At 59.4% G+C, this 21,980-nt stretch carries 21 protein-coding genes; 10 read left to right on the top strand and 11 right to left on the bottom strand.

Annotated elements, in window-relative coordinates:
• Positions 1–15: 15 nt before the first annotated feature.
• From NBH09_RS02210 to NBH09_RS02195, 4 genes are all read left to right on the top strand, one after another.
• Entirely contained in the window at positions 16–4,383 is a 4,368-nt protein-coding gene (locus tag NBH09_RS02210; protein ID WP_250786938.1) for a hypothetical protein, read from the top strand.
• A 525-nt stretch (positions 4,384–4,908) separates the two neighbouring features.
• Positions 4,909–6,906 carry a DNA gyrase/topoisomerase IV subunit B gene (locus NBH09_RS02205; RefSeq protein WP_250786937.1) on the top strand — a complete coding sequence of 666 codons (1,998 nt, stop codon included), beginning with the start codon at positions 4,909–4,911 and terminating at the stop codon, positions 6,904–6,906.
• 45 nt (positions 6,907–6,951) lie between these two features.
• Positions 6,952–9,192 carry a DNA gyrase subunit A gene (locus NBH09_RS02200; RefSeq protein ID WP_250786936.1) on the top strand — a complete coding sequence of 747 codons (2,241 nt, stop codon included), beginning with the start codon at positions 6,952–6,954 and terminating at the stop codon, positions 9,190–9,192.
• Between the two features lie 246 nt (positions 9,193–9,438).
• Positions 9,439–10,533, top strand: coding sequence for a DUF8462 domain-containing protein (locus NBH09_RS02195; RefSeq protein ID WP_250786935.1), 1,095 nt, complete (start codon positions 9,439–9,441; stop codon positions 10,531–10,533).
• A gap of 107 nt (positions 10,534–10,640) precedes the next feature.
• On the opposite strand, the gene NBH09_RS02190 is transcribed toward NBH09_RS02195, so the two are convergent.
• Both NBH09_RS02190 and NBH09_RS02185 read right to left on the bottom strand, forming a co-directional pair.
• A complete protein-coding gene (locus NBH09_RS02190; RefSeq protein WP_250786934.1) occupies positions 10,641–11,171 on the bottom strand; it encodes a flavodoxin family protein in 531 nt (176 codons plus the stop codon).
• Positions 11,172–11,270: 99 nt separating this feature from the next.
• Positions 11,271–11,621 carry a winged helix-turn-helix transcriptional regulator gene (locus NBH09_RS02185; protein WP_250786933.1) on the bottom strand — a complete coding sequence of 117 codons (351 nt, stop codon included), beginning with the start codon at positions 11,619–11,621 and terminating at the stop codon, positions 11,271–11,273.
• A 127-nt stretch (positions 11,622–11,748) separates the two neighbouring features.
• Between NBH09_RS02185 and NBH09_RS02180 the strand changes: the two genes are divergently transcribed.
• On the top strand, positions 11,749–12,102 hold the full coding sequence (locus NBH09_RS02180) for a cupin domain-containing protein (protein ID WP_250786932.1): 354 nt from the start codon (positions 11,749–11,751) through the stop codon (positions 12,100–12,102).
• Here the strand turns inward: NBH09_RS02180 and NBH09_RS02175 are convergent.
• Both NBH09_RS02175 and NBH09_RS02170 read right to left on the bottom strand, forming a co-directional pair.
• A complete protein-coding gene (locus tag NBH09_RS02175) occupies positions 12,099–12,656 on the bottom strand; it encodes a TetR/AcrR family transcriptional regulator (RefSeq protein WP_250786931.1) in 558 nt (185 codons plus the stop codon). The two genes, NBH09_RS02180 and NBH09_RS02175, sit on opposite strands and share 4 nt — an antisense overlap.
• A 149-nt stretch (positions 12,657–12,805) precedes the next feature.
• The gene (locus NBH09_RS02170) at positions 12,806–13,261 is read right to left on the bottom strand and encodes a hypothetical protein (RefSeq protein ID WP_250786930.1); all 456 of its coding nucleotides are present in this window, start codon (positions 13,259–13,261) and stop codon (positions 12,806–12,808) included.
• On the opposite strand from NBH09_RS02170, the gene NBH09_RS02165 reads away from it, so the two are divergent.
• Genes NBH09_RS02165 through NBH09_RS02155 form a run of 3 tightly spaced genes read left to right on the top strand, consistent with a single transcriptional unit; the run spans position 13,260 to position 15,295 of the window.
• Positions 13,260–13,766: an SIR2 family NAD-dependent protein deacylase gene (locus tag NBH09_RS02165; RefSeq protein ID WP_250786929.1), complete on the top strand. Its 507-nt coding sequence runs from the start codon at positions 13,260–13,262 to the stop codon at positions 13,764–13,766. The two genes, NBH09_RS02170 and NBH09_RS02165, sit on opposite strands and share 2 nt — an antisense overlap.
• A gap of 3 nt (positions 13,767–13,769) precedes the next feature.
• Positions 13,770–14,468 (top strand): SIR2 family protein, encoded by a 699-nt coding sequence (locus NBH09_RS02160; protein ID WP_250786928.1) that lies wholly within the window; start codon positions 13,770–13,772, stop codon positions 14,466–14,468.
• Between the two features lie 11 nt (positions 14,469–14,479).
• Complete coding sequence (locus NBH09_RS02155; protein ID WP_250786927.1) at positions 14,480–15,295, top strand: SIR2 family NAD-dependent protein deacylase; 816 nt, start codon at positions 14,480–14,482, stop codon at positions 15,293–15,295.
• A 172-nt stretch (positions 15,296–15,467) separates the two neighbouring features.
• Here NBH09_RS02155 and NBH09_RS02150 read toward each other — a convergent pair whose 3' ends face one another.
• Positions 15,468–16,640 (bottom strand): ATP-binding protein, encoded by a 1,173-nt coding sequence (locus NBH09_RS02150; RefSeq protein ID WP_250786926.1) that lies wholly within the window; start codon positions 16,638–16,640, stop codon positions 15,468–15,470.
• Positions 16,641–17,037: 397 nt separating this feature from the next.
• Complete coding sequence (locus NBH09_RS02145; protein ID WP_250786925.1) at positions 17,038–17,268, bottom strand: hypothetical protein; 231 nt, start codon at positions 17,266–17,268, stop codon at positions 17,038–17,040.
• Positions 17,269–17,658: 390 nt separating this feature from the next.
• Here NBH09_RS02145 and NBH09_RS02140 point away from each other — a divergent pair, with 390 nt between their 5' ends.
• Complete coding sequence (locus NBH09_RS02140) at positions 17,659–18,108, top strand: PH domain-containing protein (protein WP_250786924.1); 450 nt, start codon at positions 17,659–17,661, stop codon at positions 18,106–18,108.
• A gap of 177 nt (positions 18,109–18,285) precedes the next feature.
• On the opposite strand, the gene NBH09_RS02135 is transcribed toward NBH09_RS02140, so the two are convergent.
• The 5 genes from NBH09_RS02135 to NBH09_RS02115 all read right to left on the bottom strand — a co-directional run bounded on the left by NBH09_RS02135 (position 18,286) and on the right by NBH09_RS02115 (position 20,666).
• Positions 18,286–18,603, bottom strand: a complete 318-nt coding sequence (locus NBH09_RS02135; RefSeq protein WP_250786923.1) for an ATP-binding cassette domain-containing protein — start codon at positions 18,601–18,603, stop codon at positions 18,286–18,288.
• A gap of 162 nt (positions 18,604–18,765) precedes the next feature.
• Complete coding sequence (locus NBH09_RS02130) at positions 18,766–19,047, bottom strand: hypothetical protein (RefSeq protein ID WP_250786922.1); 282 nt, start codon at positions 19,045–19,047, stop codon at positions 18,766–18,768.
• Between the two features lie 15 nt (positions 19,048–19,062).
• Positions 19,063–19,686 carry a DUF1700 domain-containing protein gene (locus NBH09_RS02125; RefSeq protein WP_250786921.1) on the bottom strand — a complete coding sequence of 208 codons (624 nt, stop codon included), beginning with the start codon at positions 19,684–19,686 and terminating at the stop codon, positions 19,063–19,065.
• Positions 19,673–19,993 (bottom strand): PadR family transcriptional regulator, encoded by a 321-nt coding sequence (locus NBH09_RS02120; protein ID WP_006234594.1) that lies wholly within the window; start codon positions 19,991–19,993, stop codon positions 19,673–19,675. The genes NBH09_RS02125 and NBH09_RS02120 overlap by 14 nt, the downstream gene beginning before the upstream one ends.
• Before the next feature lie 319 nt (positions 19,994–20,312).
• Entirely contained in the window at positions 20,313–20,666 is a 354-nt protein-coding gene (locus tag NBH09_RS02115; RefSeq protein WP_250786920.1) for a hypothetical protein, read from the bottom strand.
• A gap of 81 nt (positions 20,667–20,747) precedes the next feature.
• Between NBH09_RS02115 and NBH09_RS02110 the strand changes: the two genes are divergently transcribed.
• On the top strand, positions 20,748–21,701 hold the full coding sequence (locus NBH09_RS02110) for an Abi family protein (protein WP_009142117.1): 954 nt from the start codon (positions 20,748–20,750) through the stop codon (positions 21,699–21,701).
• Positions 21,702–21,980: the final 279 nt, after the last annotated feature.

Genomic DNA, 21,980 nt, shown 5'->3' with positions numbered 1-21,980 from the left:
GGATGGGAGCCAAAGATGCTTGATCGCCGTTCGTTACTTGTTGCCGGAGCGTCCTCGCTGGCGAGCATTATGTTGCCGCGCGTGCCGGGAAGCGCAAACGCCTTCATATTGCCGTTCGCGCCCACCGAAGCCTATGCCGACGAAAAAGACCCTTTCAGGGTGCTCGTTCTCTCGCGCACCATGTTTGGTGTGGTCGTGGTCGACGTCGCCAACAAGAATACGCCCATCACGGGTGCCCAGGTCACACTCACATCGCGCTATGCCGCAGGCAAGCAGCTCACCGCCGCTACCGATGACGAAGGCACGGCCATCTTTGAGGTCGCGCCGCTTTCAGAAGGCTACGTGGACGAGGCGACGCTTCTCGACGCGTATGACTTTAACGGCGGCATCTCCATTAGCATGGCGGGCTACCGCGATGTCGAGATTCCCCTCGCGCGTGTCCAAGGCGGCACCGCCATTACCGCACCCACACGTCCGCTCTCCGATGGCGAGCCGTACTTTCGCCAGCTCACATTCGACGAATGGGACATCCAGTACGCCGACGCCACGTTTATGGCAATGCCAGCGGACGAAGCAGCAAACGATCAGCCCGACACGCACGCTTTTACCGTGCAGGCCCATCTGCCGCAGGGCGGGCAGGCAACGTTGCATATCAATAAAGTGATGCCCGCTGCGGGCAGCTCATCCGAAACCGTCACGCAGATTGGCCAAGTCAAGGCCAGTGCATCGGGCGCGGATAATCTGGCGACGTTCACGCTCGAAGACAAGTTCCTCGACGCGGCATCGAGCCTTCTGGAAGAAGGATGCAAGCTGCGCTTTGGCCTCGACTATCAGGGCAAAACCTACACGCTCTCATCCCCCATGGCCGTTGTCACCGCGCCGGCCGCAAAGGCGGAATCCGGATCGACCACTATCGTCCCCACTACCATGGACCAAGAGATTACTCCGTTTGATTTTCCGGCGGCGTTTCCCGGCATCGGCGGCAACAAGTTCACCTGCTGGATGCCCTCGTTCCCCATTCTGTTCGATTTCTCGTTTGCCGGGTACGTACTGTTTGGCGGAGGATACAAGCCGGTCGGCTACATGAACGATTCGGGTAACCCTGATCCAGAGTACTGGAAGAAGTCACCGCGCGAGTCGGGTGCCAAGCAGGCAAACCGTTACCTCGACGAGATGGAGGGGAAGTGGAATCAATATAAGAGTATGAGTGCCGGTTCGGGTACCGATCCAAGAAACACCAAGCTCCTTCGCCACCATTGCACGCTGCTGTTCACGATGGATATCGCCACACAGCTGTATGGCTCGCTCGCCTACGATTGGGTGGGCAAAACCTGGGGCAACAACAACGACCCCGCATACGGCAATATCAAGGCCCTCTTTCAGGTAAGAACCGATCTCAATTGGACAGAGCAGTTTACCCTAGGACCGGTGCCATTTTTCCTAAACGTCAACCCCTGGGTGCTGGCAAAACTGGCACTCGCCGTGGGCGCCCACACGCACGGTAGCGGCGCGGCGTTTTTTAAAAACATTTCGCTCGACTATTCAAACACCTCAGGCTCATTCACCATCCAAATCGGGCTTGCCGTCACCTTTGGCGCCGGCGTTGCAGGCGTCGCTTCGTCTGCCGTGCGCGGCGCCGCATCCCTCACGCTGTTCATTGGGTACGAGAAGGCAGATGGACACCAGCTTCCGCGACTGCGCGTGGGTGCGGACGTCGATGTCGATGTGATACTCCAGTTCGTAATGTTCAAGTGGACCACCAAGGCTTGGTCGGGGTCGTGGCCCACACTCCTCGATTCGTGGAATATGTCGGTGAACAATGGCAACCAGTATGTGCTCCAACGCTCTGAGCTTGCATTGGGTGGGGATACGCCTTACACGCTGGATGCCCGCTTAGGCACGCCCGGCAACATCGAGGCGGGCGGCGTGCCGCAATTTATCGCATCGGCCACCATCGTCACCAACGCCGAGCTACTCGCACGCGCCGAGGTTAAGGCCACCGCCGTAAACGTCGCGCCTGTCGTGCGCGATTGGGATCAAGCGGTCACGCGCATTGAGCTCGAGGCGGATGCAGAAAGCGACGACACGGGACAGATCGAGCATTTCGTCCATGCACTGATAGAGAACGACGAAAACGCCGCGCCGATGTATGCGTACACCCATATCGGGCAGGCGAAGGACGCCGTTGCGGACCCCAACGCCAATTCTGCTGGTGTATCGGAGGACGAGCGTGGCGGCATCAAGCCCTCGAGCGACAACGTGCTGTTTACTGGCGTGCTCAGCGAAGCTCACATGAAGCTGGCAATGATCGCCGGCGTAGAATGCCTGTTCCGTATCGCCTCGGTGCGCTACGGCGACAATGGCCGCTCGCGCCTAGTGGTGCACACAAAGGCAAACGGCACGTGGTCTGCCCCCATGCCCGTGGACTTCCCCCTTGGCTTTGGCGAGGGCGACGTGGAGCGCGACGGCATATTCGATTACGACTTCGACGTAGTGGAATATACGGACGGAAGAGAAAACCAGGACGCTTACGTGCTGCTGGTCTCGGGCGAGCGCCCCGACGGCGACAACACCCTTTTCGATACGGCAAGCACAGCCGGCATACTGTCCGTTGTGCGCCTGCGCATAAGCAACGACGAAGTTCGCGTGATGTCTCATACGTCGTGGCGCAGCATCTCGCGCGGCCGCCTTCAGGAGGATGGCCACCATTGTCTGCAGTGTCCACGCATCACGGTGGGCAAGACGCTGGTCGACGGGCGCCTGTCGGGCGCTTACCTCCACCGCCGCGGAACCACCGCAGAAAAGGCGCTGGGCAATGAGGCAGAGGTTGCGCTGGAGTGCTTCACCCTGTGGTCGGACGTTTCGGGCGACAGCCTCACGTTCCGTCAGGTCCTCCGCTTTCCGCAAGCGCCATCGAGCATCGAGCTGGGCGTACCCGAGAATATCAACGGCAAAATGGTGGTGTCCGTTGCATACGAAACTGCAAACGGTAGTGGCTGCGCATCGTATGCCGTGATCGGCCAGTCCATCGCGGGTTGGGGCGTTATGCCACCAGATGCCACAGTACCCCACGCGGTGCCGTGGCCACAACATTCGGGCTTTTTGGCAACCGTCAACGAGCAACTGCAGCATATTACTTGGACGCGAGGCGCATCGGCATTTGCAACGCAGCCCGTGGGTGCCGCAGGCTGTGGCCCGGCATCGTTTAGCGTAAGCAACAACGGCAGGTGCGTGGTCTATGTAGAGAACACCGATGGCAAGGTGGGGCAAACCTACGACGAAGAAGGCAACCCGGTAGCAGTGATGGGCAAGCACTTCCGCATCTTCGCCAGCACCTTGGCAGGCGATCTGTTCACGGAGCCGTTCGTGATGTGCGAGCTGGACCATCCCGTCGATCAGATAACGACATTTTTGACGTCGGGAGGCATGCTCTCCGCACTCGCCACGCACATTGCGAGCGCGGAGAAGAGCGAGGCAGAGCTGCACGGCATCGAAGTGCCCTTGGTGGCGTGTGCCACTCCGACGGGCGCGGTCGCCACCTCGGGCGCTGTGGTGCCCGGAGCAGCAGGCGAATCCTTCATGGTCACGGTGCGAAACGACGGCAACACCTTGCTGACCGCCGGCACGATCGATCTGTACCGAGAGAGCTCCAGCCAGCCGTTCTCCAGCGCATCCATCGGGTTCGGAGCGAACGCACGCATGGCATCGATCTACGATCCAGAGCTTGCCGAGAGCGCTTCGGCCAACGACATGGCACACGTGAAGTACGCGCTCGAGACGCTGGGCACATGTTTTGCAACGCACCCGCTGGTAGCCGACAACGGCAACGCCGTGCTGGCACCGGGTTGCACGGCACAGTTCCGCATGAGCTTTGCTATCCCGGAGAGCTGGAGCGACGAGGTGGGCAAACGTGTAACGCTATATGCGAAAGCGCGTAATCTGGTGGCGCTCGATCCCGTAACGCTCGAGGAAATTCGACCGGGCGCAAACTCGGCGCTGGGCGCCGTACTGCACGAGCTTCATGTGCCCGACGCGGCATGCGAACGCTCAGAAGTTCAGGTCGGCGTATGCGACAGCGCGGATACGACGGGGCTTCACGATGCACCGATGACGGCGGACGGCGGTGGCGACTCGAGTGGCGGCGGTACTGACAAGGGCGGCGGCTCCGGCGGAAGCAGCTCCAGCAGTGGCAAGGACCACGGCACTAACAAGCGCTCCGGAAAATCGGGCGCGCTTGCGGGCACGGGCGATGTCAACGCTCCCCTTACGGCAGCCGCAGCAGCACTCGCCGCAGCTGGTGCCGGCCTTGTCGCCTACAGCGCCCGCCGCACGGCGCTCGAAAACGACGCCGCCGATGAGGTCAATTCTGATAAGCCTCACTAGCTCTCAGTTACCTTTGCGAGAGACGCCGACTCGGCTCATCGACCATCAAAATGGGCTGGTTCTGGATACCCAGAGCCAGCCCATTACGCATTAGATGTCGTCAGAGGAGTTGAGTTCTGCCTCGAGCTTGGCACGGCGCTTTTTCGCCAACAATCCGCATGGCACGTTTTTGATAAACGCATCCAACCGCAAACGCAGCAGAACGCATTCGATCGCCTTCAATCTTACTCGGACAAAACCGACTCGGTTTTTTCCGAGTAAACGTGATTGATAGTCGATCGATGTGCCCGCTCGCACAATCAGCATCATTCGATTTTGTTTAGTAAAACTAGGTCCCTATTAAATAAAATTCATCTGTATCCAAATTTGTTTAACAATGCCGCGCTACCACTAAACACTATCCCCTTTAATCCGAACGATTGTTCGATGGATTTCGTGTTGGGTGGAATCGTCTGCGGGCTCGGCTATGCTACCTTGACTATCTATATGACTTAAACGCAGCAAAGGAGCACCGAGAGAGCGAGTATGGCAAAAAACACCGCAAACTATGGTAACGACAGTATCCGCCAGCTCAAGGACGAGGAACGCGTACGCCTGCGCCCCGCCGTTATCTTTGGCTCGGACGGACTCGACGGTTGCGCGCATGCCGCCTTCGAGATCCTGTCCAACGCCGTTGACGAGGCGCGCCAGGGTTACGGCAAGCTCATCACCCTTACCGCCTTTCGCGATGGCTCTATCCAGGTAGAGGACAATGGCCGTGGCTGCCCGCTCGACTGGAACCCTTCCGAGAAGCGCTTTAACTGGGAGCTCGTCTTTTGCGAGCTCTACGCCGGCGGCAAATATAACAACAACCAAGGCGGCGACTACGACTTCTCGCTCGGCACCAACGGCCTGGGCTCCTGCGCGACTCAGTACGCCTCCGAGTACATGGACGTCACGGTTTGGCGCGACGGCAACAAGTACTCTCTGCACTTTAAAAAGGGCAAGGTCGTCGGCGCCAAGAAGAAGGCACTCGAGATTGAGCCCAGCGACGAGAACCGCACCGGCACCACTATCAAGTGGCGCCCCGATCTTGAGGTCTTTACCTCGATTAGCATTCCCCACGAGTGGTATCGCGAGACCATGCGCCGCCAGGCCGTGGTCAACGCCAACGTGACCTTCCGCCTGCGCATCGAGGGCGACGATGGCGAGTTTTCCGAAGAGGATTTTTGCTATCCCAAGGGCATCGAGGACTACGTGCTCGAGAAGGTCGGTACCGACTACCTTACCGAGCCCTTCTTTATCGAGGCCGACCGTCGCGGTCGCGATCGCGAGGACCTGCCCGACTACAACGTAAAAATCACTGCTTGCATGTGCTTCTCGCGCACTTTCATGATGCAGGAGTACTACCACAACTCATCGTGGCTCGAGAACGGCGGCTCGCCCGAGAAGGCTGCCCGCAGCGCTCTGACCAGCGCCATCGATGCCTACATCAAGCAACAGGGCAAGTACAACAAAAACGAGAGCGGCATCAAATGGCAGGACGTCCAGGACTGTCTGGTGCTGGTGACCAACTGCTTCTCAACCCAGACGTCCTACGAGAACCAGACTAAGAAGGCCATCAACAACCGCTTTATCCAGCAGGCTATGACGGCCTTCTTTAAGGAGCGCCTCTCGACTTACTTGATCGAGAACAAGGACGCCGCCAATAAGATCATGGAGCAGGTGCTCATCAACAAGCGCTCGCGCGAGAATGCCGAGAAGACGCGCCAGAGCATCAAGACCAACCTGCAGCAGAAGACCGACATGGCCAACCGCGTGCAGAAATTCATCGACTGCCGCTCCAAGGACAAGAGCCGTCGCGAGATCTACATCGTAGAGGGCGACTCGGCAGCAGGCGCCATTCGCACCTCGCGCGATGCCGAGTTCCAGGGCGTTATGCCCGTCCGCGGTAAGATCCTCAACTGCCTAAAGGAGGACTACCCGCGCATCTTTAAGTCCGACATCATCATGGACCTCATGCGCGTGCTGGGCTGCGGTGTGGAGATCAAGGACAAGCGCATCAAGAACCTTGGCGCCTTTGACCTGGACAACCTCAACTGGAACAAGGTCATCATCTGTACGGACGCCGACGTCGACGGTTATCACATCCGCACGCTCGTGCTCACCATGCTCTATCGCCTGGTACCCACGCTTATCGACGAGGGCTACGTCTATATCGCCGAGTCGCCGCTCTACGAGATCAACTGCAAAGAGAAGACCTACTTTGCCTACACCGAGCTCGAGAAGAACGGCATCCTCAAAGAGATCGGCGACCAGAAGTGTTCCATCAACCGCTCCAAGGGTCTTGGTGAGAACGACCCGGACATGATGTGGCTCACCACCATGAACCCCGAGACGCGTCGTCTGATCAAGGTGGAGCCCGAGGACGTCACCAAGATGGAAACCATGTTCAACCTGTTGCTGGGCAACGACGAGGCGGGCCGCAAGCGCCATATCTCGGAGCACGGCAAGGAATACCTGGACCAGCTGGACCTGCAATAGCAGCAAATCGATAACGACGGCCCATAAGAAGTTCAAGAGGAAATCGTGGCAAAGAAGAAGACGAAGAACCAGCCCAAGAAAAAGCAGGTCAACGCCGAAAACGTCATCGGCCTGCACTCCGAGGTCACCGATCAGCCGATCACGCAGACGCTCGAGGTCAACTACATGCCCTACGCTATGAGCGTCAACGTCTCGCGTGCATTCCCCGAGATCGACGGCTTTAAGCCCTCGCATCGCAAGCTGCTCTACACCATGTACAAGATGGGTCTGCTCAAGGGCGAGCGCCAAAAGAGCGCCAACATCGTGGGTCAGACCATGAAGCTCAACCCGCACGGCGATGCCGCGATCTACGAGACGATGGTGCGTCTGGCCACCGGCAACGAGGCGCTGCTCGCCCCCTTCGTAGAGTCGAAGGGCAACTTTGGCAAGTACTATTCGGGCGACCTGAGCTACGCCGCCTCGCGTTATACCGAGGCCAAGCTCTCCCCCATCAGCGCCGAGATCTTCAAGGACATCGACAAGGACCCGGTCGACTTCGTCGACAGCTACGACGGCGCCATGAAGGAGCCGCGCCTGCTGCCCACCACGTTCCCCAACATCCTCGTCTCGGCCAACAAAGGCATCGGCGTCGCCATGGCGTCCGACATCTGCGGCTTCAACCTCAACGAGGTCTGCACTGCCACAATGCACTACCTGCAGGACCCCGACTGCGACCTGCTCGAGTACATGCCCATGCCCGACTTCTCGACCGGCGGCGAAATTATCTACCGCCGCGAGGAGATGGAGAAGATCGTCGAGACCGGCCTTGGCAGCTTCCAGATTCGCTCCCGCTGGCGCTGGATCCCCGAAGAGCGCATCATCGAGGTGTACGAGATTCCCTACACCACCAAGACCGATGTCATCATCGAGCGCATCGTCAAGCTCTCCAAGGAGGGCAAGGTCAAGGAGATCGCCGACATCCGCGACGAGACAGACCTTTCGGGTCTGCGCATCGCCATCGACCTTAAGCGCGGTGTCGACCCCGACAAGCTCATGGCCAAACTCTATCGCTCGACCACGCTGCAGGATTCGTTCTCGTGCAACTTCAACGTGCTCGTCGACGGCTATCCCCGCGTTATGGGCGTGCGCCAGATTCTGCACGAATGGGTCAAGTGGCGTATTGAGTCAACGCGTCGCCGCATCAACTTTGACCTGGGCAAAAAGTCCGAGCGTCTGCACCTGCTGCACGGCCTTGAGGCGATCTTGCTCGACATCGACAAGGCGATTGCCATCATCCGTGGCACCAAGCTCGAAGCCGAGGTCGTGCCCAACCTTATGAAGGGTTTCGACATCGACGAGACCCAGGCCGAGTTTGTTGCCGAGCTTAAGCTCCGCAACATCAACGAGGAGTACATCCTCAACCGCACCAAGGACATCGCCAAGCTCGAGGGTGAGATTGCCGAGCTTGAGGAGATCCTCTCCAGCGAGGAGAACATCAAGAAGGTCATCAGCGACGAGCTGGCCGCAGTCAACAAGAAGTACGTGATGCCGCGCCGCACGGGCAGGATCGAGCCCCATGAGGTCATCGAGGTGAGCCTGGAGCCCGAGGTCGAGGAGTACCCGGTCACCATCATGCTCTCGCGCGATGGCTACCTTAAGAAGATGACCGACCGAGTGCTCAAGAAGGCCACCTCGCTCAAGTACAAAGACGGTGACAAGCCCTTTATCGAGTTTCCGTCCTCCAACACCCACGAGTTGCTGGTCTTTACCAACAAGAGCCAGGTGTACAAGTGCAAGGTTGCGGCGTTTGAGGACACCAAGTCGGCCCAGCTGGGCTCGTACCTGCCCACCGATCTTGAGATGGAACCCGACGAGAGCGTCATCTGGGTCATCGACCCCGAGGACTACAAGGCCGACGTGCTGTTTGTCTTTGAGAACGGCCGCGTGGTGCGCGTCGCGCTTTCCGGATACGTCACCAAGACCAACCGCAAGCGCCTTAAGAACGCCATCTACGGCGGCAGCAAACTGCTGTATGCCCAGGTGCTCAAGGAAGATCGCGACATCGCGCTGGTCTCGAGCGACTATCGCCTGATGAACTTCAACACGTCGCTGCTCAAGACCAAGACGACCACCAACACGCAGGGCGTCCAGGCCTTTACGGCCAAGAAGGGCCGCTCGGTCACCACCGTCGGCACAACCGAAGAGATCCTTGGCGCCGGCGTCTCGGCCGAAAAGTTCACCGCGCAGAGCCTGCCTTCTGCCGGTGCCCTCATGAAGGAAAACGACATGCCGAGTTTGTTTGACTAGGCGCCACGGCAACGAGACCGTTAGATACTTCTCAAAGCGGCGAGGCCCGGAACGCAACGGCATTGCGCCCGGGACTCGTCGTTTTTCTTCTCAACTTTTTTTAACGCAGATAAATTGATTTCTGCTTATTTTTCTGCGTAAAAAATGTCAGCGTCACTGCTTCGATGTCCTTTGGTCAGCCGTTAGCAAAACTTGCAAAAGTTAGCAAAAGTTGCAAAAATTAGCAAAACTTGCAAAGGAGCTACCATGGAGTACAGCAAGAACCCCTTTACCCCAACATTTGGAAGCGTCCCTCCCTTTCTAGCGGGCCGCGAGCATATTCTGCGTGACATCAACCGTGGCTTTATCAATGGCCCGGGAGATCCCAACCTGTCGACTATTTTTACGGGCGCAAGGGGAACGGGCAAGACGGCGCTTCTCTCGCTCCTTTCAGAAACGGCGCTTGGACACGACTGGATCGCAGCAAATGTCTCCGCCATGCCAGGCATGCTCGAAGATATTATCGAGCGAACCAAAGAAGCCGCAGATAGCTACCTCTCACAGCCTCACGCGCGCATAAACGGTGTTCAAATTGGCCCAGTGGGCATCGATTGGACATATGCTCAAGAGGCCCAGGGCAACTGGCGCACACGCATGAATGGCATCTTTAAGCAACTCGAAAAACATGACATCGGACTTCTCATCACCATCGATGAAGTCACAGTAGATCTTGATGAAATGCTCCAATTTGCCTCTGTTTACCAGCACTTTGTGCGCGAAGGTAAAAAAGTCGCCCTACTCATGGCAGGACTGCCTTACAAAGTATCGGCACTGCTACGCAACGATTCCGTCTCGTTCCTCAGGCGCTCTCAATATCATCAGTTAGGACGAATCACTGACGTTGAAATTGCAAATGCCTTCCGCAAAACCGTTGAGGCCGGAGAACGGTCGATTACGCCAGAGGCGCTCGAGGATGCTGTGAAGGCGGTCGACGGATTCCCCTACATGATGCAGCTCGTCGGATATCGCACTTGGGATGTTTCGAAGAACTCGCCCCAAATCAGTACGTCCGATGTTCAGCAGGGTTCCCTGCTCGCACGCATGGAGCTGCGCGATCGTATTCTCGAAACGACCTATCGAGAGCTTTCCGATAAAGACATCGAATTTTTGTTGGCAATGCTGCCCGATTCTGGCCCCAGCAGGGTCTCAGAAATTGCCAAGCGTATGGGCGTCGCCAGCAACTATGCAAGTCAATATAAACGCCGCCTCCTCGAAGACGGCGTTATCGGGGAACGTGGACGTGGCCTCGTCGGCTTCGACATCCCCGCGTTCAGGGAATTCTTGAACGAGAAGGCGTTTTAGCACGCCGGAATTGTCCGCGGGAGCATCAACGCATGGCAATCAGCAATCCTCTTGGTAAGGGAAGCAGGCTTTCCGCCAACGCTGAGTGCCATGCGCTCTCCTTGTCCTTAGGCGAGCTTGCGAGCGAGCTCTCGCACCTCTTCCAACTTGGGCGACGATGCCATGCTGTCGCGCTCGGTCATACCGCTGATGGTGACAATGCCCTGGTCCTCCCACTTGCAGTACGCGCAGGTCGACTTGTACATAGCGATTGCCGCATCGTAGACGCCCTCGCTGTGGCTATCGAGCAAAAGGGCCGTCTTGGTAAACGGGAATCCCGTGGCACCGAAGGCGTACAGGCGGTCGATGGCGGCCTTCTCCTGCGCGGTGATATCAAACCAGTAGATAGGCGAGGCGAAGACGACCATGTCGGCGCCTTTCAGCGACTCGATCACGTCGGCCATGTCATCCTTCTGCACGCAAGTGCCCTCATGGGTAAAGCAGTACTGACATCCCAGACAACCAGCGATCTTTTTGCCGGCAACGCGGACGACCTCGACCGTATGGCCGCCCTCGCGCGCGGTCTCGGCAAACGCCTCGACCATAGTGTCGGTATTGGCGCCCTTACGCGGGCTGCCGCTCAATACAACGATATTCATAAGAATCTCCCTTCTTCATGCCGCAGGCGCACGATGATTCGGGACAGGTTTTCGTTAGCACCCTCATAGCGGTTCTCCGCCCCCTAAGCAGCGTGTCCGCTACGAAACGACCGTCTTGTAATAAGCGCCGAAGTCTGCCAGCGAGTCCACGACGGGCATCATCTGGCGGCCGAGCTCGGTAAGGCCATACTCAACGCGGGGAGGATTCTCGCCATAGTCGTGGCGAAAGACCAGCCCATCATCCTCCATCTGCCGCAGGCTGTCGGTAAGCACCTTCTGAGAGATTCCCTCAAGGTCGCGGCGCAACTCGTTGAAACGCCAGGGGCGTACGCGCAAGTTACGGATAATGAGCAGCTTCCACTTGCCGCCAATGAGCGCTACCGCCGTTGCGACCGGACACTCCGGAAGCTCCTCTTTCGCCATCACGGGAGACTCAACCTCCTTGACCATACCGGTTTCACAAAAAAGTACGCAGTTACAAATATGTGCGTACTCGTATTTGCATGCGCCTTCGCGTTGAATATATCTCACGCAGGAGATGCCTGCAAGGTAAATCAACCCCAAGAGAGGAACCATTATGGCTAATTATGCAAAGACCCACATCGGTAATGAGAGCCGTGTCGAGCTGCACGAAGTGCTCGGGCTTACCGGGGCAGAGGTGAGTGTCAACAATCTTCCCGCCGGCGCTGGCGTTCCGTTCGTCCATGCACACAAGGAAAACGAGGAAATCTATGGCGTGATCGAAGGCGCTGGCTCGGTCACGATCGACGGTGAGGAAATCGAGCTTGCAGCCGGCGACTGGCTGCGCATTTCCCCCGCCGCACACCGTCAGTTCCGCGCCGCATCCGACTCGGGCATCACATACGTCTGCATCCAGGTCAAGCAGGGATCCCTTGATGCCTTCACGGCCGACGACGCTATCATGCTCTAATTCGCGATCGGTGTGCAAGGGGCCGATACCGCCCGCATGCCCCCTTCGGAATAGGCGCTGAGCAGCTCCTGGGCGTGAGCGAACTCGGACCCTCGCCTCCAACCGAGCAGGCGGTTGACCGCGAGATTTCCCTGGACGTTGTGGACGAAGAGCAGATAGGCGTCCTCGCGCGAAAGCCCGGTCTCCTCCATGATCGAGGGGACCATCTGCTCAGCGCCGCGGTCGACGACGCGCTGAGCCACCCGGGCGTATGCGTCGTCATCCGAGTAAAGCAGATAATAGTCATCGTTTGCCGGCGGGCGCTGGCAGAGGGCGCCCGCCTCCGTTCCCTCGAGCGGCGGCGCCGCCGCCAGGGCCTCGTCGATAAGTTCGTCGAGCAGCGCGAACTTGTCCTCGTAGTGCAAATAGAACGTGCCGCGGTTGATATCGGCGCGGCGGCAGATATCCGCCACCGTCATCTTCGCGAAGCCGACCTCGGCCAGCAGCGCAAAGAACGCCTCCCGTATGACCGAGAGCGTATAGCGTCGGCGACGATCGATCTTCCCCGATTCCATGGCCCCTCCAATTGCAGCGCTCAACAATATCCAGAAGCCGCTCGTTTATCGACAGCAGCTCGAAGCTGTTCATTGCTCTGACGCAAATCAACATTGATACTTTTTATAGACACCTGTTCATTGTAGTTGAAAGAGAGTATCAAGTGACTCTATACGAGCGGCTCGTTATCGAACTCACCAACCAATCGTTTTCCCATCAGACCGCCTACCGCACCGGCGGCACGCCCTATGAGCTGAGTGCCCGCGAGCCCGAGCCCTACGACCAGCAAATCGAAACGTTTGCCCGCATGATCGATGAAGCCGATTGCGTGCTTGTAGGCGGGGCCTCCGGGCTCTCCGCGGCGGGCGGCGGCGACTTCTACTACGAGGACAACGCGACCCATCGCAGGCATTTCGGCAAATTCGCCGAGCGCTACGGTTTCAGGGGCGCTTTTGAAGGGTCGTCCTACCGCTGGCCCACCGCCGAGTCGCGCTGGGGCTACCTTGCCACCTTCCTCGACACCACGCTCAACGCCCCGCTGCGCGAGCCCTACAAAAAATCTCGACGCCATTCTTACCGAGAAAGACTTCTTCGTTCTCACCACCAACCAGGACACGCAGTTCATGAAAATCTACCCTTGGGAGAAGGTGGCAGAAATCCAAGGCGACCACCGCTTCTTCCAGTGCTCCCGTTGCTGTACGGACGAGGTATGGGACGCCATCGAGCCGGTCTCTCGTATGGTAGAGGCCATGGGAGACGGCCTAGAGGTTCCGACAGAGCTCGTGCCACGCTGCCCGCACTGCGGGGCAGAGGCGTTCCCTTGGGTTCGCGGCTACGGCAACTTCCTGCAGGGCGAGCTCTACGAGGAGCAGTACCGCAAGGTGTCCGACTGGCTCGACGCGCACGCGCGGCAGAGGATCCTCTTCCTCGAGCTGGGCGTGGGCCGCATGACGCCTGCGTTTATCCAGGAGCCGTTCTGGGCCCTCACGGCGCAGTTGCCGCAGGCCAGCTACATCGCCGTAAACAACAAGACGCAGTTTCTCCCCCGCGCGATCGAGGACCGGGGGCTCGCCGTTCGTGCCGATATCGCCGACGTGCTCGCCGACGTGCGCAAGACGCTGGGTAGGTAGCGCATGGAAACGGTAAAAGCGGTTCGTATCGGCCAGGCACTTGCCGAGGCGGATCTTGTCATCATCGGCGCCAGCAACGGGCTCGACATAGCGGAGGGGCTCAATCTCTTCTGCGCCGACGCCCATTTCCGAGAGGCGTACGGGGACCTCGCCCAGGCCGACGGCATCGGCTGCATACTGCAGGGGCTCGCCTCTCTAGATGCAAACGTACGACGCCGATGGGCCGAGCGGTTCCATCAAAAGGAGTATGTCGAGTATGAGCCCAGCCCACTCATGAACAGGCTGCGGCATCTTACGGAGCACGCTGACACCTTCGTGATCACGTGCAATATCGACGGACACTTCGCACGTGCAGGGTTCAACGAGAACAGCGTGCTCGAAACGGAGGGGAGCATACGCACGTCGATTGACGAGCGGCGTCTCGCCCATCCAGATGCCCTCGCCATGGCACAGCTCGAAGAGCTCGCACACCTTGTGCAAGCCCATCGCAACCACAAGGTTGCCATCCTCGAACTTGGTGTGGGACTGCGCAACGGCGTCATAAAGCGCATGCTCGCTCAGGTCGCGAACGTCTGCGAACACGCCACCTACATTGTGTTCAACTACAGTCAGGCCTTGGCGCCCGATGCATCGTGCGAGACAATTCTCGTTGACGGCGATATGGCCCCGGCTTTTGAGGAGATTGCCCGATGCCGCCTCTAGAAAGAGAAGCAATGAGGCTTCGAAGCCTTATCGACGATGCCGACGCCATCATCGTCGGCATCGGCTCGGGCATGTCGAGCGCCGCCGGGTTCAACCATTACAACCACGCGGGCATGACGCGTGCCGGAATGGCGGACTGGCAGCAAGCCTTTGGCTTCAAGAGCCTTTTCGACGGCTTCTACCACCTCTACCCCAGCCTCGAACAGCAATGGGCATACTATGCGCGATACATCGATTTCATGCTGCGCGAGCCCGCCTCACAGCCCTATCTCGACTTGCGGGCCCTCATCGGCCATAAGGATTACTTCATCCTGAGCACCAATGTGGACACCCAGGTCGAGAAGATGTTTCCCGCCGAGAGGACCTGTAACTATCAGGGAAGCTTCGCGCACCTTCAATGCAAGCAGCCATGCTGCGACGAGCTCTTCGACGCGGGCCCCTACGTCGAGCGCATGCTCGCAGGCATGGCGGGGTTCGAGATCCGCAGCGAGGATGTCCCCCGATGCCCGCACTGCGGTTGGCAGCTTGTGCCGTGGGTGCGCGACGACACGTTTTTGCAGGGCACGGCATGGCGCGAGGGCCTCGAACGATATGAGCACTTCGTGCGCGAGCGCGGTAGTAGCCGCGTGCTGTTGCTGGAGCTCGGCGTGGGCGAGATGACCCCCGGCATCATCACGCTCCCGTTCTGGAGCATGACCGCAAAGCTGCCGGATGCGCACCTGCTGAGCGTAAACATATCGGGCGACTCGGCGCCGCTGCAGCTTGGAAGCAAGGCAGAGGCGATCCAGGCCGATTTGGGCGCACTGCTCTCGGCGGCGCGGACATGAACCGTGCGCTGGATATGCTGAGGTTCAAATGCTGATACTACGAACAGGCGATTCAGGATGGCAGTGAGAATAGGGTGAAGGCGCTGATTCCCGACGATTTGTCGGAAGAGATTAATGACGCCTACGAGAACGCGCACGTTCGATAACGCCGCCAAAGGGATCTGGCCGCCGCTCAAATAAGATCACCGCCATCTTGCATAAACGACGCCATGTTAAGGTGCCTGACGCCATCCCTCTCCTGCAATAGAGGATCAAGCGTGAACAAGTAGCGCGGATACCCATCCCTGATGTGGCCGAACGGCCTGTACTCGCGCTCCTCGACGCCTCTGTCGGCAATCGACATAGAGACCTGGATGTAGGCGTAAGCATTGCGCCTACGAGCGATGAAGTCACACTCGAGCTTCCCAATACGGCCCACAGAAAGCTCGTACCCGCGCGATGCAAGATAGAGGTAGAGCACGTTCTCCAACGCCGGTCCGTAGTTAATCCTCGCATCCGTGTTCATGGCGAAATAGAAGCCGGGATCAGCCAGGTAGTACTTCTCTTCGCGGATAAGCGATCGCCGAGACTTGAGATCGAACCTCGAGCAGCGATAAAGGATCTTCGCGTCAACAAGAATCTGGATATACCGATTGAGCGTTTCGCGCTTGATGGGAATCTTCTCGACATCATTGAAGTACGCAAGGAGGTTCTTCAGGTTCGTCGGCGCACCAAAGTTGTTGATGAGATACGTCTGGACGGCATCGAAAACCGAGACATTCTTGATCTTGTTCGAATGTTTGACGTCCTTTTCAAAGATCTCATGAATAACACTTTTGATATAGGTGCGCTTTTCATCCTCGCCCTCATACTCCAGCGCTTTGGGAAAGCCTCCAAGGGTCAGGTACTCGGTAAACTCTCCCACGAGAAGGTCATTGACGGGCTTGCCGAGAAAACGCTTCATATCGATATATTCCGCAAAATCGAGTGGGAACACCTCGAACTCGATATAGCGACCCGTCAGCTTTGTAACAAGCTGCCCAGAAAGCAGATATGAATTCGAACCGGTAATGAAGATGGACCAACCGCCATCTGTCCGGTAGCCGTTGATGAGCAGCTCGAATTCCTCTACGTTCTGAATCTCATCGATGAAAAGGTACTTTGTCCCCTCAGTGTCTGCGGGGGTCGACATGTCAATAAGGTTTTCGAGCTCATCGGTCGTCTTGACCTTCCTGTTCTCCCGTGAGTCGAGGTCGATATAGATAATGTGATCCTCCGCCACACCGGATTCCACGAGCTCGTCCGCAATCGATTGCATGAGACAGGATTTGCCGCACCTGCGAACACCGGTGATCACCTTGATCATCCCGTCATCGTGGTAGAAACCACGCATTCGCTTCAGATACTTTTCACGTCGGTATATACGCAAGATGCACCCCTTTCCTCAGCGTCCATTTTATCGGTTATGGGGGTGATTTTTTACATTTTATAAAAAAGCGTACCGATAACTTATTCCCACTCAGTTTTGAAAATCGAATGGTTTTGAAGTTTCGAAAGCGGCGGAGCAACATGCATAAGGGCATGTTGGGATCCGCACCAGTAAAACGGGAATTGACTCACGCGAGAAGGCGCCGCCCCGTCGCCTCGAGGCGTGCGACAGGCAGATTAGGTTTGGGGAGTAGAACGGCCCTTGCGCGAGGCGTGAATTGTAATCGATAAAGCCGAGTTTTGAGAACATGCGGTTTATCTCGTCGAACGTTGAGTCAACAGGGGCTTGCGCCCCGTCGGCCAACTTGGCGACGCCCGTGTCCATGATGCCGGGCACAAGCGTGAATGCGCCACGTGGAAGCGAAGGGGCCACCCGAAAGGTTGATGGTAAGCGAGCACCAGAGGTCAAGGTAGTCCTCGCCTTCCGGGCTTGCGCGGTCGAGGGCGAGAGCCCCTCCCTCGGTCGCGTACAGCGGCAGCGGGCCCTCGGCCAGCTCCTCGGTCATAAGCGCTTACATGTCCGTCTCCCCTCCGGGCCACGTCAGACCCCTAGAATCTTCGCCCCCGGGCAAAGCTTCGGCGCGCCCCATGGCATCTCGGCTTTGCCTCCTGCAATGTCGCGCAGCGGAGACACCACCTGAGACGGATGTCGACGCATCGAACCCGAGACCGGGCGCAGCGGCGGGGAGCCTCTCGCGCGAACAATCTGCTCGATCCTGCCGTACCCGTCTTAAAGAAGTTCGAAAACGTTTAATCGTACGACATCCCTCGAACAGTCGGGGGTACACACCACTACAGAAGGCCCACGGAACGGGGGGCGAGATGGTCGGCGACGGGTTCAAGGCACTCTCCGGCCCCACGCGCTGCCAGGGGGGGGCGTCGGGAGGGAGGCCGTAATGGGTGAGAAGGGTGAGCGGCCGGAGCGGGTGTTCCCCGGCAGGACAGACCCGTGGTTCATGGCGGCCATGGTGATTGTGGTGGGCGGTTTATCAGCGGCGTGTATCGCGTGTTTCCTGAGCTCGAGTCCCGCGCTCCTATGGGGCTGGCTCGCGCTGCTGCCCGTCCCGGCCCTCGTGGCCCTGGCTGCCCTTCCCGTCCGCAGCAACCGCCTCGAGCTCTACGGCGACCGCCTCGTCGTCGTGTACGCTGGGACGCGTTCGGTGATACCCTACGCCCACGTACGGGACGTCCGGCGCACCAGGACGCTCTGGGCGGGGACGGCCAACTCGCTCGACCGCGTCTACATCGAGGCGCCCTACGACGGCGACGCCATCGTCTCGGTGACCGACAACGACGCCCTCGTGGCAGAGCTCGAGCGTAGGTGCGGCCTTAGGCCCGGCGCCTGACGCCCCGAAAGGAGGAGAAGAGGATGGACGTCCCGCACTGGCCCTACTGGAGGAAGAACTCCCTCGGCGGCACAGCACGCAGGTCTGATACACGGACTGGGGCGACTGCCCCTTCGACACTGGGCTACATGAGCCCAGTTGAGTTCAGGAACGCAGGGCTGTCCCTGTAAAAAATGTTTAAGCAACCGTTGCAAATCCATTCTCCCGCGCGGAGAGCTCCGGGTAGGCCGAGCTCGCGTCGGGCATGTAGCCCATGCGCCTCCGGGCGGCGGCAAGCCCGCGCTCGCCGCGCTCGCCGAACAGCTCGACCGAGCCCGAGCTGGGGCTGGCGGTGCCAGTGACGATACGGATGAGCGTGGACTTCCCGGCGCCGTTCTCGCAGATGAGCCCGTAGACGCGCCCCGCTTCGAGGGCGAGGTCGATGGGGCCGAGGACAGTCCTCCCGCGGTACGCCTTCGTGACCCCGTGAAGGCGGAGGGGCGTGGCTGTCGTCATCGCGTTCCTTTCTCCTCGGATGGATTTTGGGTATGCGTCATGGGCCCCCGCGCGGGGCGGGGAACGAATCGACGCAGGCTCGAGGCCGGTTGGGTTGGGGTTGAGGCTCGGGTTCCACAGGCTTGCACAGCCCGACGGACGGGGCGTCCGAGCGCGCTATGCTTAGGGAGCGGTGGGCGCCTCCGGGGCAGCAGGGGCCTCGGACGCGGTGATGCCGGAGGTGTCGACCTCGCCGATTCCGGCGAGCTGCTCGATGAGGGGGAGGCCCGTCGGGTCGTCCACCTCGACGCCGCCGAGGACGATGGTGTCGTCGCGCATGTCTATCTGGGTCGTGAACACGGCCGGGTCGAAGTCCGAGGCGATAAAGCCAATGCCCGCGAGGACGACGCCCGCGGCAACGAGCCCGCCCGCCACGGCGAGGTAGATCTTCTTCGCGCTGATCATGGTACTCACTCCTTTCTACGCCGCGAGATGCGCGGCAGCACCGCCCTTCTCGCCCTTACCCTTCCAGAAGGGCGAGGCGGCCTTCCTCGCCCAGAGCGCCGAGAGGCGCGCAATTTGTTTTGAGGCGGCCCAAGCGCCAGCACCAACGAAGAGCGCCACGCCGACGAGGCCGAGCCCCACGCCCGCCGAGGCGAGGGCGTACGGGAAGTGGCCGATGGTGACGCCGCTTACGGCAAGCAGGAGCTCAACTACGCCCACGCCCCCGAGTGCCGCCGCGACGATCCACACGCAGAGCGCCAGCACCCAGATGCAGATATAGACCGTGACGGCCACGGCGGCGAAGGCGGCGAGCAGCGGCACCCACACCGGGGAGCCCACGATGGCCAGCACCCACAGCAGCGCGGTGCTGCGCCGGCGCGTCCTCGCGATCGCGCGCGGCACGGCGGGCAGGTCGTCGAGCGTGGCCTCCGCCACCTCGCCGGGCGTGCCCATGGCGGCCACGGCCTCCTCCTCGCTCATACCGTCCTCCATGCGGTCGGCGATGGCCTCCGCATAGAACGCCTTGGTCTCCTCCACCTGCTCGGCCGGCAGGCAGGCGAGCAGCTCGCCCAACCGGCCCAGAAACTCATCGCGCGTCATGGTGCGCCCCCTCAACGTATGCGTAAATTTCCCGTACGGACGGCCACTCGGCCAGGAACTCCTCGATGCGCGCTCGCCCGTCGTCCGTGATGCGGTAGTACCGGCGCAGCCGCCCGTTGTGCTCGGCGGAGCGCGCCGTGATGCACCCGGCCTTCTCCAGGCGCTTGAGCAGCGGGTAGAGCGTCGACTCCGTGAGCCCCATGCTCGCCGGTACGTCCTTCACGATCTGGTAGCCGTAGGACTCCTCGCCGGAGACGGCCGCGAGCACGCAGGCCTCCAGGAAGCCGCGCTTCATCTGTGCCTCCATCCGCACACCTCCTCTCGTCATATACTATGCTATACACACTATACGATGCAAGGTATTAGACGTCAACTCTCATCGCGAAGATTCTCCGGCCCCTGCGCGCTGCGAACGTGATGTCGCGGGGCGGTTGGCATTATGCATGAAACGCAAAGCAACGCACAGACGACAGCAGCAGTCCAACACTGGCTGGAGACGCCGGGATGCCAAGAGGAGGCGCATGCCGCGGTTGAGAACATCGCCCGCCCCAGGGGACGCGAGCGAATCAACCCGAAAGCAAGGGGCTTAATTATTCCCACTCGATGGCTCTGTTTTTGTCGTCCCGTCATTCCAGTTGCACCCAGTTTTCGGTGCCGTCTCGAGACGAGTGCCGCCAGGTAACGCCATGTCGCGTTTCGTCGGCTTCGGGGACAAAAGCGGGGACAACTCCAAAAACTTTTTTCAAACTCAAGGGCATTGAGTTTTTGTTTTTGTCCCAAAGGGCGCGGCGGACCGCCTTTGGAGGCTCGATTTCGCCGAAAACGCCCGTTTTGAAACTCAACCGACCTTTAGCGTGCAAGCCGCCAGCTTCAACCGCAAGTGAGTCAGCGCTGGTGGTTTTCGAGCCGTTCGCAAAACCGCAGGTCACAGGTCTTTGGTATCGGTGGGCAAAGTGAGTAGTCTCGGGGGGCTTGCCCATGAGTTGACAAGCAAGCCTTCAGAGTTTCGAGAAAACATACTGGTAGAATATGGTCTGCAAATCAATGACAGGAGACCGACGATGGCCGATATCCCGAGCAGGAAGCCCATTCTCACAATAGAACAGCAGATCGAGCACCTGAGGCGGAAGGGCGTCTCCTTCGAGCTGTGCTCCGAAGCGGAAGCCGCGCGCATCCTGGCCGGCCAAGATCACTATTTCAGACTCGCTGCCTACCGCGTGTTGTTCCCCAAACGCGTAGGCGGGCCGCGAGACGGCCAATACGCCGGGCTCGACTTCGGGCACCTCGTCGACCTCGCCGCCATCGACCGCGAGCTGCGCAGCTTCCTGCTGCCGCTGACCCTTGACGTGGAGAACTCCGCGAAGACCAGGCTGGTCGAGCGCATCACCGAAAAGCCGGACGAGGACGGCTACTCGATCTTCTCCGACTACCTTGCAGCCCTCAACCACGGCGACCGCAACCGCAGGGAGGGAGAGCTCAACCGCCTGAAAAACGACGCCTACCTCGGATCGCTCGTTTCGAGGTACCCGATTGGCGAGATGCCGGCGTGGGTCTTTCTGGAGCTGTCGTCTTTCGGCGCCTTCGCCGACTTCTACCTCTTCTGCGCCGATCGATGGGGCGATTCCGAGATGAGGGACGAGCACTACATGCTCAGGCGCGCGAACTCGCTGCGAAACGCCGCGGCGCATTCGAGCGCCATCGTGAACGGGCTCGGCTCGTCATCGAGCGCGCCGCAGCTGAGGTACCCCGCGCCGCTGGCCGCGGCTCTCGGCGAAATCGGCGTGTCCAAGCGCCTCAGGCGCTCGAAGATGCGCAATCCACGCATCCTGCAGATGACCGTCCTCGCTTACGCCTACTCTCGATTCGTTCCTAGGGAGAAAGCAGAAGGGACTCCCGAGAGGCTACTCGCTCTTGCCGACAGGTCCGAGCTTCACGGCGACTGGTACGCGGGCAACACAGTGATAGCCTCGTCGCACGACTTCATTGCGATGGTCTTCAAAGCCTGGCTCGGGTAGGATCTGCTTCCCACTTGCGCGCAAGCTTTGCTCGGTGCTGATGTGCGCGTCAAGCATCCATGGGATTGACAAAGAGGCGTTTAGCTGCATAATGGACTCTAGTTAGAAACCCTCGGGTTTGCGGGGCGGGATCGTGAAAGCGATTCTGCCCTATTTTAATATGAGAAAGCCATTGTCAATAGGCATGTTCGTTCGAGCCCGGTTTGAAACCGGGCTTTTTCGTTTCCCGTCGGGAGAGCCCGCGCACGCTGCATGGCTTAGTCGACGCTTGCCTGGCAA

It is taken from the genome of Collinsella sp. BG-O-102 (assembly GCF_023656745.1).
In the GTDB taxonomy this organism is placed as follows: Bacteria; Actinomycetota; Coriobacteriia; order Coriobacteriales; family Coriobacteriaceae; genus Collinsella.
Note: the sequence above shows the minus strand (reverse complement) of the source record. Positions and strands in the feature narration are given on the sequence as shown.

Excerpts from the sequence above, each read along its gene's own strand:
- NBH09_RS02190 (WP_250786934.1), bottom strand. The coding sequence starts at position 11,171 with ATGAATATCGTTGTATTGAGCGGCAGCCCGCGTAAGGGCGCCAATACC.
- NBH09_RS02115 (WP_250786920.1), bottom strand. The coding sequence starts at position 20,666 with ATGGGCAAGCCCCCCGAGACTACTCACTTTGCCCACCGATACCAAAGA.
- NBH09_RS02210 (WP_250786938.1), top strand. The coding sequence starts at position 16 with ATGCTTGATCGCCGTTCGTTACTTGTTGCCGGAGCGTCCTCGCTGGCG.
- NBH09_RS02120 (WP_006234594.1), bottom strand. The coding sequence starts at position 19,993 with ATGGAGGCACAGATGAAGCGCGGCTTCCTGGAGGCCTGCGTGCTCGCG.
- NBH09_RS02160 (WP_250786928.1), top strand. The coding sequence starts at position 13,770 with ATGGAAACGGTAAAAGCGGTTCGTATCGGCCAGGCACTTGCCGAGGCG.
- NBH09_RS02180 (WP_250786932.1), top strand. The coding sequence starts at position 11,749 with ATGGCTAATTATGCAAAGACCCACATCGGTAATGAGAGCCGTGTCGAG.
- NBH09_RS02175 (WP_250786931.1), bottom strand. The coding sequence starts at position 12,656 with ATGGAATCGGGGAAGATCGATCGTCGCCGACGCTATACGCTCTCGGTC.
- NBH09_RS02165 (WP_250786929.1), top strand. The coding sequence starts at position 13,260 with ATGAAAATCTACCCTTGGGAGAAGGTGGCAGAAATCCAAGGCGACCAC.
- NBH09_RS02155 (WP_250786927.1), top strand. The coding sequence starts at position 14,480 with ATGAGGCTTCGAAGCCTTATCGACGATGCCGACGCCATCATCGTCGGC.
- NBH09_RS02150 (WP_250786926.1), bottom strand. The coding sequence starts at position 16,640 with ATGATCAAGGTGATCACCGGTGTTCGCAGGTGCGGCAAATCCTGTCTC.
- NBH09_RS02205 (WP_250786937.1), top strand. The coding sequence starts at position 4,909 with ATGGCAAAAAACACCGCAAACTATGGTAACGACAGTATCCGCCAGCTC.
- NBH09_RS02140 (WP_250786924.1), top strand. The coding sequence starts at position 17,659 with ATGGGTGAGAAGGGTGAGCGGCCGGAGCGGGTGTTCCCCGGCAGGACA.
- NBH09_RS02135 (WP_250786923.1), bottom strand. The coding sequence starts at position 18,603 with ATGACGACAGCCACGCCCCTCCGCCTTCACGGGGTCACGAAGGCGTAC.
- NBH09_RS02110 (WP_009142117.1), top strand. The coding sequence starts at position 20,748 with ATGGCCGATATCCCGAGCAGGAAGCCCATTCTCACAATAGAACAGCAG.
- NBH09_RS02130 (WP_250786922.1), bottom strand. The coding sequence starts at position 19,047 with ATGATCAGCGCGAAGAAGATCTACCTCGCCGTGGCGGGCGGGCTCGTT.
- NBH09_RS02145 (WP_250786925.1), bottom strand. The coding sequence starts at position 17,268 with ATGACCGAGGAGCTGGCCGAGGGCCCGCTGCCGCTGTACGCGACCGAG.
- NBH09_RS02185 (WP_250786933.1), bottom strand. The coding sequence starts at position 11,621 with ATGGTCAAGGAGGTTGAGTCTCCCGTGATGGCGAAAGAGGAGCTTCCG.
- NBH09_RS02195 (WP_250786935.1), top strand. The coding sequence starts at position 9,439 with ATGGAGTACAGCAAGAACCCCTTTACCCCAACATTTGGAAGCGTCCCT.
- NBH09_RS02170 (WP_250786930.1), bottom strand. The coding sequence starts at position 13,261 with ATGAACTGCGTGTCCTGGTTGGTGGTGAGAACGAAGAAGTCTTTCTCG.
- NBH09_RS02125 (WP_250786921.1), bottom strand. The coding sequence starts at position 19,686 with ATGACGCGCGATGAGTTTCTGGGCCGGTTGGGCGAGCTGCTCGCCTGC.